Source organism: Rhizobium sp. WYCCWR 11128, assembly GCF_013416305.1.
In the GTDB taxonomy this organism is placed as follows: Bacteria; Pseudomonadota; Alphaproteobacteria; order Rhizobiales; family Rhizobiaceae; genus Rhizobium; species Rhizobium indicum.
Map to the genome: position 1 here is coordinate 77,769 of NZ_JACCEZ010000018.1, position 11,882 is coordinate 89,650.

At 56.8% G+C, this 11,882-nt stretch carries 10 protein-coding genes; 6 read left to right on the plus strand and 4 right to left on the minus strand.

From position 1 onward, the window contains the following. The first annotated feature begins 8 nt into the window (after positions 1-8). The 3 genes from HX898_RS31890 to HX898_RS31900 all read left to right on the plus strand — a co-directional run bounded on the left by HX898_RS31890 (position 9) and on the right by HX898_RS31900 (position 3,059). Positions 9-1,223 (plus strand): amino acid ABC transporter substrate-binding protein, encoded by a 1,215-nt coding sequence (locus HX898_RS31890; protein ID WP_180196738.1) that lies wholly within the window; start codon positions 9-11, stop codon positions 1,221-1,223. 111 nt (positions 1,224-1,334) lie between these two features. After that, positions 1,335-2,450 (plus strand): alcohol dehydrogenase catalytic domain-containing protein, encoded by a 1,116-nt coding sequence (locus HX898_RS31895; RefSeq protein ID WP_180196748.1) that lies wholly within the window; start codon positions 1,335-1,337, stop codon positions 2,448-2,450. Between the two features lie 54 nt (positions 2,451-2,504). After that, a complete protein-coding gene (locus HX898_RS31900; RefSeq protein ID WP_180196739.1) occupies positions 2,505-3,059 on the plus strand; it encodes an NAD(P)H-dependent oxidoreductase in 555 nt (184 codons plus the stop codon). Between the two features lie 339 nt (positions 3,060-3,398). On the opposite strand, the gene HX898_RS31905 is transcribed toward HX898_RS31900, so the two are convergent. The 4 genes from HX898_RS31905 to HX898_RS31920 form a co-directional block, all read right to left on the minus strand. Further along, entirely contained in the window at positions 3,399-4,394 is a 996-nt protein-coding gene (locus HX898_RS31905) for an aminoglycoside phosphotransferase family protein (protein WP_180196740.1), read from the minus strand. 22 nt (positions 4,395-4,416) lie between these two features. Then, positions 4,417-5,379: a C-terminal binding protein gene (locus tag HX898_RS31910; protein WP_180196741.1), complete on the minus strand. Its 963-nt coding sequence runs from the start codon at positions 5,377-5,379 to the stop codon at positions 4,417-4,419. Positions 5,380-5,471: 92 nt separating this feature from the next. Further along, positions 5,472-8,228 carry a phosphoenolpyruvate carboxylase gene (gene ppc, locus HX898_RS31915; RefSeq protein ID WP_180196749.1) on the minus strand — a complete coding sequence of 919 codons (2,757 nt, stop codon included), beginning with the start codon at positions 8,226-8,228 and terminating at the stop codon, positions 5,472-5,474. A 134-nt stretch (positions 8,229-8,362) separates the two neighbouring features. Then, the gene (locus HX898_RS31920) at positions 8,363-9,280 is read right to left on the minus strand and encodes a LysR family transcriptional regulator (protein ID WP_180196742.1); all 918 of its coding nucleotides are present in this window, start codon (positions 9,278-9,280) and stop codon (positions 8,363-8,365) included. 115 nt (positions 9,281-9,395) lie between these two features. Here HX898_RS31920 and HX898_RS31925 point away from each other — a divergent pair, with 115 nt between their 5' ends. The 3 genes from HX898_RS31925 to HX898_RS31935 form a co-directional block, all read left to right on the plus strand. Further along, complete coding sequence (locus HX898_RS31925) at positions 9,396-10,571, plus strand: acyl-CoA dehydrogenase (RefSeq protein WP_180196743.1); 1,176 nt, start codon at positions 9,396-9,398, stop codon at positions 10,569-10,571. Between the two features lie 121 nt (positions 10,572-10,692). Next, the gene (locus HX898_RS31930; protein WP_180196744.1) at positions 10,693-11,580 is read left to right on the plus strand and encodes a 3-hydroxybutyryl-CoA dehydrogenase; all 888 of its coding nucleotides are present in this window, start codon (positions 10,693-10,695) and stop codon (positions 11,578-11,580) included. 54 nt (positions 11,581-11,634) lie between these two features. Next, positions 11,635-11,882: NAD(P)-binding protein (locus HX898_RS31935; RefSeq protein ID WP_180196745.1), on the plus strand; the 248-nt coding region annotated here is incomplete at its 3' end.

The window sequence follows — 11,882 nt, forward strand, 5'->3', positions numbered from 1 at the left end:
AGGATGAGATGAGTGTAAATTCCATTAAAATGAACAGAAGGTCGTTTCTGGGTTCTGCAGCAGCAGCGGCAGTTTTTAGCTCGATGCCAAGCGCTTTTGCGCAGGAAACGCCCATCCGGGTAGGTGGCACGCTACCGTTGACAGGCCCGCTTGCTGGCGTGGGCGCAATCCACAAGCTTGCGGCGAATGTCTTTGTCGAGCAGATCAATGCCAAGGGTGGTATCCTTGGCCGCAAGGTAGAATTCGTTCTGCTCGACGACCAGTCGCTTCCTGCGAACGCTCGCACGCTCTACGAACGCCTGGTAACTGCCGACAAGGTTGATCTGCTGATGGGCCCTTATGGCACGTCCTCGATCATTGCAGCGATGGGTGTCGCTGCACGCTTCAAGAAACTCCTTGTCCAGAGCAGCTTGGGAGATCCGAGCCTCGCGCCATATCCACTGCAATTCCCGTCTCTTCCGATCGGGCCCGAGCCCCATCTCACTGATACGGAAGTGGTTTTGGATGCATACGCGAGCCTTCCAAACCCTCCGAAGACGATCGCATTTATCACCAGCAAGTTTCCCTCCGCGCTGACTATCGCAAAGGGCGGGAAAGAGGTGGCCGAGAAGCGCGGAATCGAGAATGTTCTCAGCCTTGAGTATGAATTCGGCACGAAGGATTTCGGCGCAATCGCAAACCGCATCAAGGCAGCCGATCCGGATCTGCTGTGGTCAGGTGCCATTGGCATGGAGGCCGTCCAGCTCCTCGATGCAATGAGCCGCATCGACTACCAGCCGAGGAACCACTTTTATCTCTTCCCGGCTCCAGGCCCGACTGCCGCCCATCCCAAGGCCAACGGCTTGACCTCGCTGACCTGGTTTGAAGCGCAAGAGCCCTTCCTTTCGTATCCGGGTGCCCAGGAGTTCGTGACCGCCTACAACAACAGTGCGAAGGCTGCAGGTTTCCCGTATCCGCGCACCGAATATCAGGCTGCTGTCGAATTCGCTGCATGGCAGATCCTTGCCGCGGCGGCAGAAGGCGCAGGAAAATTCGACGACGCAGCAATGGCTGCCTGGCTGCGGTCCAATACGGTGGAAACCGTCGTAGGCCCGAGAACCTTCGAGGGCAAATTCAATGCCGGGAAGCAGTCGACGAAGCTCAAGCAGGTCCAAGGAAATGATTGGGTCACCGTTTGGCCCACCGAATTCCGTCCGGCCGAGGCGAAGTTTCTCGCACCCTAACGAATATTGCTTCGGCGCTTTGCCGAGCAAACTTTTATGAAACAGCAAAGATGCAGTCGGTCGGGCGAGGCCCGGCCGGTGCGCCCTATGGAGGAGTTAATGGTTAAGACTATGATCGCAGCTCGGTTGCATGCTCTGCATCAGCCGATGTCGTTGGACGAGATCCCGGTTCCGAAGCCCCGGCCCAGCGACGTCCTTGTACAGGTCAGGGCCTGCGGTATCGTTCCGAATATGGCAAATGTCATCAATAACTGGCCAACGTGGTTTCCGCACCAGCCGCTGCCGAAACTTCCGGCTGTTTTTGGCCTGGACCCTGCCGGTGTGGTTGCCGAAGTTGGTGAGGCGGTTACGAATGTCAGGGTCGGGGACCGGGTTTATGTGAGCCCACTCAGGTCCTGTGGCTCCTGCAAGGCGTGCCGGTCCGGCCATCGCAGCCAATGCCGATACTATACCTTGAACGGCTATTTCAGTACCAGCCGCGATGGTCAGAGGATCTTCGACCTTTACCCATATGGCGGTTTCAGCCAGTACATGACCGCGCCGGAATATTCACTTGTCTGCCTGCCGGACAACCTTAGCTTTGAACAGGCGGGCCGCTTCGGCTATCTCGGTACTTCCTATGGCGCTCTGAAAAATGCGCAAGCTGGACCTGGTCAGGTCGGCCTCATCGATGGGATCACTGGCACCCTTGGCCTCGCCGCAACGAAGCTCGGCCTCGCAATGGGTCTTTCCAAGATCCTTGGAACAGGCAGAAGCAAGGAACTGCTCGATCGCATAAAGGCTATCGCCCCTGATCGTATCGACACGATCGTGCTCGGGGAGGGCTCGACCGGAGAATGGGCGAAGGCCCAGACCGGCGGCGAAGGCGCCGACTTCGTTATCAGTGCTTTGGGTGCCAGGGCACCGGCATCTACCATGATCGACTCCATGCGCGGCGTTCGTCGGGGCGGTCGCGTGGTTGTCGTTGGCGGCGTCTCCGAGGATGTTCCGGTCGACGTGAAGTGGCTGATGGACGAGCAAGTCCAGCTCATCGGTTCCAATTGGTTCACCGCTGCGCAAGGGCAGGAAATGGCGGACATGGTGGCGACGGGTGCGCTGGACCTTTCATACCTTGAGCACAAAATCTATCCTCTTGAGCGGGTGAATGAAGCGATTTCCGGCATAGGCGAACGCGATGGCGGCTTCAGCAACTACGTCGTCATTCCTCCGGTTCCAACGTCGCATTGATAACAAGTGCTGGCGTCGGCTCCGGCCGACGCCCCCGACGCGAAAAGGGAAAACATGTCCAAGAAAGATGTTGCGGTCTTGGTCGGTAGTCTTCGACAGGCTTCGATCAACCTGAAATTGGCTCGTGCGATGCAGAGAGTGGCGCCGGACAATCTAAATCTGGAAATCGTGCCGATCGGCGATCTCCCACTCTACAATCAAGACCTGGACGCCGAGACGGCTCCTGTGGCATGGACGTCTTTTCGCGAACGTATCAAAAGCTGCGATGGGGTGATTTTTGTGACCCCTGAATACAACAGGTCGGTACCGGCTGTTCTGAAGAACGCAATCGAGGTCGGGTCTCGGCCCTACGGAAAAAGCGTGTGGGACCATAAACCCGGCGCAATAACCAGCGCTTCTCCCGGTCTCATTGGTGGTGCCGTCGCGGCGCTTCAGCTCCGAGTTATTCTCACCAACATCAACGTTCCCACCTTGCCGCAGCCGGAAGTATATCTCAGCGGGGCGGACAAGCTGGTGGGCGACAATGGGGAGATTCTCAACGAAGGGACGCAGAAATTCATCGAAACTTTTCTGGCCGCGTTTGAGGTGTGGCTCGCTCGGTTCAAGTGAGCCAACAATACCGAAACCTCCCTGAATGGCTGGTCGATACACTGCCGTCGCTCTAAGAGGGCGACGGCCTCTCTTTGACGCTGTTGCTCTAACCGATCTTTTCGATCGATGAAGTCGATCTGCTTCTGCGCCGGATCATTCCTGGAAATAAATTCGTTTCTCGCCGCGGCGCGTCGCGGAGAGCCGAAGGCAAGCAGTTATTTCCTGCTGACTTTTGGACAAATTCTGCCTCGGGCGTAGATGACATCTACCATTGTCTGTTGAGCTCGGCAGAGCAAGCAAGACGACCTGTCATCGCTTCGCGGAGTAGCGCCGCGCTGTTGGCGGAGCTTTTCCGTATTAGGAAAACCAGGCTTGCGCGATTTCAGCCAGTTTTGTGCGGGGTGACGCGATCAACGGGATAGCCGTTTTGCGAACAAGCATTCTTTGGCTTTCTTCCGTCACATACTCGACCGGCGATTTGCCATCGACGCGGGCTAGGAAGAGGGCGGGCAGGAGACTTGCTGCTCGAGCTTCGACAGCTTCACGATCTTCCCAATCGACCTCGTTGAGATACGCAGACGACAGCGCCGCAAAGGAGGCTGCGAGTTCACGGGACGCCTTCTCAGCAACGAGCTTTTTCAAAAGGAGATGGTTTAGGCAGAAGGCGAGATCGAAGGCGGGATCGCCAAACCATGCGCATTCCGCATCCAGGAAGACAGGCCCGCTCTTGCCCAGCAGAATGTTCTTCGGGCTAACATCTCCATGAACGAGTGCCAGCTTCGTATCGGCAGTGCGGCCCACGAGGTCTGAAAGGCGGTCGCCGACGAAGGGGTGTTTGTCAGCGGTTGCGACTAGGTAGGGCTCAAGCCGCAGAGCATAGAAGTTGGTGCCGGAGTCGAATTTCGCCGGTAGCCCAGGTGTGCGGGCGCTCACGGAGTGAATCTGTCCGATCCGTCGCCCGGTAATCTCCGCCGCTTTTGGATCAATGTGGCCTTGGAGGAGATCGGCTTTCCAGAGCGGATACTCTTCGCCGGGAAGGAATTCCATCGCAAACACGCCAGACGATGCGTCATGGGCGAGAGGTTTCGGAACAGCGGAGGGGAAATGTTGAGCGACGAATGAGATCCAGTTCCATTCGTACTCATTTCGAGACACCGGCGCGTGCCAATCGGCAGCCACTTTCAGCTTGGCGAGGGCACGCTTTACGCAAAGAATCCGCCCAGGAAGTTCGACCCGATAGATGTCCGAAGAAACACCACCCGTCAGAGGCTTGTATGCTGCTTTTTCCGAAGCACCTTTCAGCCCGCTTCTCAGCAAGAAGTCATCGAAAATCGTCGTCTCAGCTGCAGACATGAATTGAAGGTCCTTTAAGGCATTAACGGCGGGGGGTGTTGCGGGGCTGTTCAGGCATCTCTCCAGAGAGAACTCTGACAACTTCTTCCGCGGCACGTCGGCGCAGCTCAATAAGCGATGCGTCCGAAGAGAAAGCGACATGCGGAGTGATCATCGCGCCAGGGTGAGCAATCAATTCCGGCGGAATGCGCGGCTCATCCTCGAGGACGTCAAGGCCGACGCCGCTTAAAATGCCGGAGGCCAGTCCTTCGATGACGGCGGCAGTGTCGACGACGCCGCCTCGGCTGACGTTGATCAACAGGCTGCCCCGACGCATTTTTGAGATCGCGTCCCAATTGATCAGATGGTGCGTTGAAGGCGAAAGTGGCGTGTGGATCACGACGATGTCGCTGCCGGCAAGAAGGGTTTCGAAATCGACCAGTTCGATGTTGCCAGGAGCATTGGACGTATAAGGGTCGTGCGCCAAAACCCGGCACCCTAGTGCCTGCATCTTTGCTGCGGTCGCACGACCGATACGACCGAAGCCAGCGATGCCGCAGGTGAGTTCCGACAGCCTACGGAGATTCGCGGAGGCGGGATCCCAACGTCCGGAACGCACTTCGCGGTCAAAATGGATGAGACCACGAGCCCAAGCGATGGCGAATCCGACGGCGTGATCCGAAACCTCTGCTACGCAATAATCGGGCACGTTGGTGACCCAGATGCCGCGCTCTGTGGCCGCATCGACAGCAATGTTGTCCAATCCGACACCCAGACGCGCGACGATTTTGAGGGCAGGTGACGCCGCTATTGCGGTGGCGCTGACCTCAGCCCAGCAGGTCAAAATCGCATCCGGCTGATGCTGAGCTGCCAATGCCTCGATTTCAGCAGCTGGAGCTGGCTTGGCGGGACCGCTGACCAGGCTGAAACCGGCGCGTTCGATTGTCTGCCGCTCCACCTTGTCATCCGGCCATGCATAGTCCGTCAACAGCACGGTGCGTGTCATGAAGAGTCCTCCTGTATCTGTGCGAACGTTAGCGCAATATGCCTGTTATGGTCAAGGAAAATAGGCGGATACAACGCGGCTCCACTGTTTGGTCACCCGCTGTTGCGAAGGGCGGCCGCAATGCCATTGATGGTTAGATGCAGTGCTTCTTCGGTGTCGTGATCGCGTTCTCCGGCGCGATGACGACGAAGGAGATCGACTTGCATGTAGTTCAGAGGATCAAGGCATGGAAAGCGGTGATAGATTGACTGTTTAAGCGCTGGATTATTCTCCAGGAGCGAAGTCTGTTCCGTGATGCCGAGAAGGGCGCCCACCGTATCGGCCCATTCGTCTTTTATGCGGGCAAAAATGGTTTCGTGGGACGGGCAATCGGCGACAAGATCGACGTAGCTGGTGGCGATGGCCAGGTTTGTCTTGGCCAGGACCATTTCCATGTTGGCGATCAATGTTCGGAAAAAAGGCCAATGGCGATACATCGCCTGAAGGGTCGTCAGACCGTCGGGATGTGACGAAAGCCATTGTTTGACAGCAGAGCCGAACCCAAACCAACCGGGCAACATAATCCGGCTCTGCGACCAGCCGAACACCCACGGTATTGCGCGAAGGTCTTCAATGCGACCTGACGAGCTGCGAGATGCCGGACGGCTGCCAATGTTCAGCTTTGCGATTTCTCCAATGATCGTGGCTTCCCAGAAGAACCGTTCAAAACCGTCGGTCTTGTAGACAAGGCAGCGATAGCTGTCGAACGCAAGTTCCGACAGTTCTTCCATGGCATCGAGGTAGCCCGGTTTGGGCTCTTGCGCGTCGGACGGCAGAAGAGAAGCCTCCAGTGTCGCTGCGATCAGAAGTTCAAGGTTTCGACGTCCAAGGTCCGGGTTGGAATATTTCGCCGCGATCACTTCACCTTGTTCGGTCACTCGAATCGAACCGGCTACTGCACCCGGGGGCAGGGCAGTGATCGCTTCATAGCTGGGACCGCCTCCACGGCCGACGGAGCCACCGCGACCATGGAATAAACTCAGGCGAATGCCTTCTTTCTCAAAAAGCAGAATGAAAGCAGTCTCCGCCTTGTAGAGTTCCCATCCGGAGGTAAGGTATCCTCCGTCCTTGTTGCTGTCGGAATACCCAAGCATGATCTCTTGTCTGTTGCCGAGCGCTTTCACGTACGCTCGGTACCCGTCGACAGCCAGGGTGGTCTCCATCACATCTCGGGAGTTTCTGAGGTCCGAGATCGTCTCGAAAAGAGGTATGATGTTTACGGATGCTGCCTTTGGCTCATCGGGCCTATACAGTCCTACCTCTCGGAGGAGTACCATGACCTCGAGGATGTCCGATGGGCTTCCTGCTTTCGAAATGATGTAGTTCGGGATGCTGCCGGAGCCATAGCGCTTGTGAGCTTCTGCGGCTTCACGCAGGACAGATAGTTCGGACGTCGTCTCCGCAGAATAGGCCTTGAGCGGTGTGATCAACAGCTGAGACGATCTGAGCTCCTCTGTGAGCAATGTCATCCTCTTGGCATCGGAGAGCGATTCATAGTTGGTACCCGGCCTGACGGTTTCGAATAACTCATGCACAACGCGCTGATGAACCTCGGAATTTTGCCTCAGATCGAGGCTCACAAGGTGAAATCCGAACACGTCGATTGCGCGTTGCAGCTTTCGTAATCTGCCGGAGGCGATGGTTGCAGCCCCATTCGCCGTGAGGGATTTGCTGATCGTCGCCAAATCCTTGCTGAACTCATCGGGATTGACATAGCATGGGGCAGTGGCGACAGGCTTGCGAACCAGCTCTGTGCTTCCAAACTTGCGGGCCGTGGCCGCGAGCCGAGCGTACATGCCCGAGATGGCCAAGCGATAGGGTTCGTGTCGGCGCGGCTCCGATCGATCAGGCGAGTCGGTCGCGAGGCGACGAAGGTCCGTTGATATGTTTAGATACCGATCATCCAGAGAGAGCTCAGCTCCAAGGCTGTGGAGTTCGCCAAGGTAGAACGAGAAGACTCTCTCGCTTTGAAGACGTAACGCTTCTCTCAAGGTCTCGCCATTAACGTAGGGATTGCCATCCCGGTCGCCGCCGATCCAGGAGCCCATACGCAGGAATGGCGGCAGCGCCTCCTGGCCGAAGTTCCAGGGAGCGGCTCGCAACTGGGTTTCCAGCGTTTCGTAAGCCTCTGGAAGCACCCTTAAGATCGTACTGTCGTAATAGGACAGGCCATTGAGGATCTCATCAACAACCCTTAGACTTTGCCCTCGCAAACTATTCGTTTGCCAAAGTGTCGTGGCCGCTCTTTCGAGATCCTTCTGATGGGAACCTATCTCTTGGTCTGTCAGGCCGACCTGGTCGAGCTGCGACAGGCACCTTGAAAGCTCTTGCTCGATGTCGATGACGCTCTTGCGTCGCACTTCCGTGGGATGCGCCGTGAACACCGGTGAGATGATCAACCCTGATATGAGTGTGCGTAGGTCCTCGGAAGTCACCCCGGCGGCCGCAAGGACGGAAAGCGATCGGGTGACCGTTCCGGGAATTTCAGAGGCTTCATCAACAATACCAAGCCGCTGTATTCTCGCTTGATGACAGTCTTCGGCAATATTGACGAGCTGCGAGAACTGACTGAATGCCCTGATGACGCGGTTCAGAGTCGGTAGTGTCATTTCTGCGCAGAATGGGGTCAGCTTGTCGTATAGGCGGGAGCATGCCTTCCTATGGTCATTCACAGAGATTGTTCGGACCTGTTCGACGACCTCTCGTACATCTTTGCCATCAGTTGCCTCGATGGCATTGCACAGAAGGCGGCCAAGTAACTGAACGTCCTTCACCAAAGCCCTGCTGGCTGAGAGCCGCTTACCATGCATGTTTTTCTTCCTGAAACGACGTTCATACGAAACACATCGAATGCTAACGTTAGCATCAACTGACAGCATTTCCGGCTCGAGTCAAGGCCGACACACCGGGTTCCCGGCCGTAGCCTTGTGCTCCCCAGGATCGATTACCGCTCGACGACACCTTCCTTGTAGCGGCCGATTTCCTCCAGCAACCAGGCGCGAAACGCGGCGACTGGACGGAAATCCGTCTTGCTGAGCGGTGCGACCGCATAGTAGGCGCTGGGACTCTTAATCTGATGGGGAAAGGCTTCGACGAGCTGACCACTGGCGAGTTCCGAGTCGATCAGAAAGAGTGGCATTAGCGCCAGACCAAGTCCCGCGACGCAGGCTTGCGCCACGCTGCCGAACTGCTCGAACCGCATGGCTTGAGAGGGAGTTGCTGCAATTCGAAGGCTCTCGAACCAGTGGTTCCAGGCTCCGGGTCGAGATGCCATATGCAGCAGTGGCATGTGTAGCAGGTCTTCCGCCTTGCCGATCGGATGCGAGTTGAGGAAGCTGGGTGAAGCGACCGGCGCCACCATCTCATCCATGAGAAATGTGCAGTCTGCGCCCGGCCAATTGGGCTGGCCGATATGGATTGCCATGTCGATGCCGTCTCGGTCGAAATCGAAGACGCCGATACGCGTGGCGAAATTCAATGTGATCTCCGGATGGCGAGCGACGAATTGCGGCATGCGCGGCATCAACCAGCGGGTACCGAAAGTCGGCAGAATCGCGAGATTAAGCTGATCGTTATGTTGTTTAGTCATGGCTTGAAGCGATGCGTAACGTATCTGTGCCAAGGCGCCGGCGATCGTCTTCGAATATTCTGCGCCTACCTCAGTGAGATTTACGCCGCGACTGGTTCGGTCGAATAGTAAAATGCCCAACTGTTCCTCCAACCCAGATACCTGGCGGCTTATCGCTCCCTGCGTCAGCGAAAGTTCCTCCGCCGCAGCGGAAAAGCTGCCCAATCGCGCGACAGAATCGAAGGCCGCGAGAGCAGAGGTGGACGGAAGTAGTTTTCTAGAAAGGTTCACCATGACCTATTACTATAGCTCATAGCCCGATGAGTAAACGGTGCTTGTCCTTCGCCAGCCGCCAGCGATAATTCCGGAAACTTCGAACTGCCAAAACCTCAAACGGAGGACGACCCCCTTGGCCTTTTCCTGGAACGACCCTTTTCTGCTCGATGATCAATTGACGGAAGATGAGCGGATGATCCGCGACTCAGCTGCGGCCTTTGCAAAATCCGAGCTTATGCCGCGCATCCAGGAAGCTTATCTCGATGAAACGACAGAGCCTGAGCTTTTCAAGCTGATGGGCCGGACTGGTCTGCTCGGAGTAACGCTTCCGGAAGAATATGGCGCCGCCAACGCATCTTACGTCGCCTACGGCCTGGTCGCTCGCGAAGTCGAGCGCGTCGATTCCGGCTATCGCTCGATGATGAGCGTACAGTCCTCGCTGGTCATCTACCCGATCTTTGCCTACGGCTCCGACGAACAGAAGAAGAAGTACCTGCCGGGCCTCGTTTCCGGCGATCTCATCGGCTGTTTCGGCCTCACCGAGCCCGATGCAGGCTCCGACCCGGGTGGCATGAAGACCCGCGCCGAGAAAATCGAAGGCGGCTACCGCCTGCGGGGCTCCAAAACCTGGATCTCCAACGCGCCCATAGCAGACGTCTTTGTCGTCTGGGCAAAGTCGGAAGCTCATAACAACGAAATCCGCGGCTTCGTGCTTGAAAAGGGCATGAAGGGCCTTTCTGCTCCGAAGATTGGTGGCAAGCTGTCGCTGCGTGCCTCGATTACCGGGGAAATTGTACTGGACAGCGTCGAAGTTACGGAAGACGCACTTCTTCCGGGCGTCTCCGGCCTCAAAGGCCCGTTCGGCTGCCTCAACCGCGCTCGTTATGGCATTTCTTGGGGCGTCATGGGAGCCGCGGAGGACTGCTGGTTTCGCGCACGCCAGTATGGGCTGGACCGCAAGCAGTTCGGCAAGCCGCTCGCAGGCATGCAACTTTACCAAAAGAAGCTAGCCGACATGATGACCGAGATTACGCTTGGGCTTCAGGGTTCCCTGCGCGTCGGCCAGCTGATGGACCAACACAAGATGGCTCCCGAGATGATATCCATCGTGAAGCGGAATAACTGCGGGAAGGCGTTGGACATTGCCCGGCAAGCCCGCGACATGCACGGCGGCAACGGCATCCAGATCGAATACCACGTCATGCGCCACGCGCAGAACCTGGAAACAACCAACACGTACGAGGGCACTCATGATGTCCATGCGCTGATCCTTGGTCGTGCGCAGACGGCTATCCAGGCTTTCTTCTAAGGAACAGGGCCTTCCGTCCCGCGGTGACAGCGGTCGGGCCTGGGTGGCGGACCATCAATGCTGAGCATCGGTTCCGGCACAGGCCGCCCCTCACTTTCCCTCCGATCTACCGAAAGGCGACATGCCTATGGCTTCCAATATTTCAACCGTCGCAGTCATCGGTGCAGGACAGATGGGCAGCGGAATCGCACAGGCCGTGGCAAAACATGGATACCAGGTGTTGGTTTATGATGTGGCCGAAAATCGGGTCCGCGAGAGCGTCGAAGGTGGTGCCAGGTATTTCAGCCGCCAGGCGCAGACGGGAAAGATGTCAGAGAGTGAGGCTCAGGGCGCTGTCTCTCGCATCAGAGGAGCTTTTGCGCTTTCAGATTTGGCGGATGCGGACCTGGTCATTGAGGCTGTAAGCGAAAATGAAGCCCTCAAGACAACTGTCTTCAAGGACATTTCCAAAGTCTTGAAGCCTCAAGCAATCCTGGCAACCAATACATCTTCTCTTTCCATCACGCGCCTTGCTGCCTCCACGGACCGGCCAGATCGCTTTTTGGGAGTTCATTTCATGAATCCAGTACCGGTCATGAAGTTGGTTGAGCTTGTTCGCGGTATCGGAACCAGCCAAGAGACTTTTGCCGCAGCCAAGGATTTTGCCGTCTCAATTGGCAAAAGCGTGACAGTTTCCGAGGACTTCCCAGCTTTCATCGTGAATCGGATTCTTATCCCGATGATCAATGAGGCCATTTACACTTTGTATGAAGGGGTCGGCAACGTAGAGGCAATTGATACAGGGATGAAGCTCGGAGCCAATCATCCGATGGGGCCGCTTGAACTGGCCGATTTCATCGGGTTGGACACATGCCTTTCGATCATGCAGGTGCTTCATGAAGGATTGGCCGATAGCAAATATCGTCCTTGCCCTCTGCTGGTTAAATACGTGGAAGCTGGCTGGCTAGGGCGCAAGGCGGGCAGGGGATTTTACGATTACAGGTGCGATCCACCGCGACCCACCCGATAGGCGTTGTAGCGGCCACCGGCATCTCTAAAGCATGGACAATTTAGGCGGGGTATTATGAGTGAACGAAATGACACTCCTCGGGAAATGATGGAATTCGACGTTGTGATCGTCGGCGCCGGTCCGGCTGGTCTTGCGGCGGCGATCCGGTTGAAACAAGTCAATCCGGAGCTGTCGATCGTCGTGTTGGAGAAGGGCGCGGAAGTCGGCGCGCATATCCTCTCTGGCGCCGTCGTCGATCCGATCGGCATCGACCGGCTATTGCCCGGCTGGCGCGACGAGGCCGAGCATCCGTTCAAGACCAA

Bases quoted from the DNA above. Each gene is read 5' to 3' on its own strand.
- HX898_RS31890 (WP_180196738.1), top strand. From the start codon at position 9: ATGAGTGTAAATTCCATTAAAATGAACAGAAGGTCGTTTCTGGGTTCT.
- HX898_RS31895 (WP_180196748.1), top strand. From the start codon at position 1,335: ATGATCGCAGCTCGGTTGCATGCTCTGCATCAGCCGATGTCGTTGGAC.
- HX898_RS31900 (WP_180196739.1), top strand. From the start codon at position 2,505: ATGTCCAAGAAAGATGTTGCGGTCTTGGTCGGTAGTCTTCGACAGGCT.
- HX898_RS31905 (WP_180196740.1), bottom strand. From the start codon at position 4,394: ATGTCTGCAGCTGAGACGACGATTTTCGATGACTTCTTGCTGAGAAGC.
- HX898_RS31910 (WP_180196741.1), bottom strand. From the start codon at position 5,379: ATGACACGCACCGTGCTGTTGACGGACTATGCATGGCCGGATGACAAG.
- ppc (WP_180196749.1), bottom strand. From the start codon at position 8,228: ATGCATGGTAAGCGGCTCTCAGCCAGCAGGGCTTTGGTGAAGGACGTT.
- HX898_RS31920 (WP_180196742.1), bottom strand. From the start codon at position 9,280: ATGGTGAACCTTTCTAGAAAACTACTTCCGTCCACCTCTGCTCTCGCG.
- HX898_RS31930 (WP_180196744.1), top strand. From the start codon at position 10,693: ATGCCTATGGCTTCCAATATTTCAACCGTCGCAGTCATCGGTGCAGGA.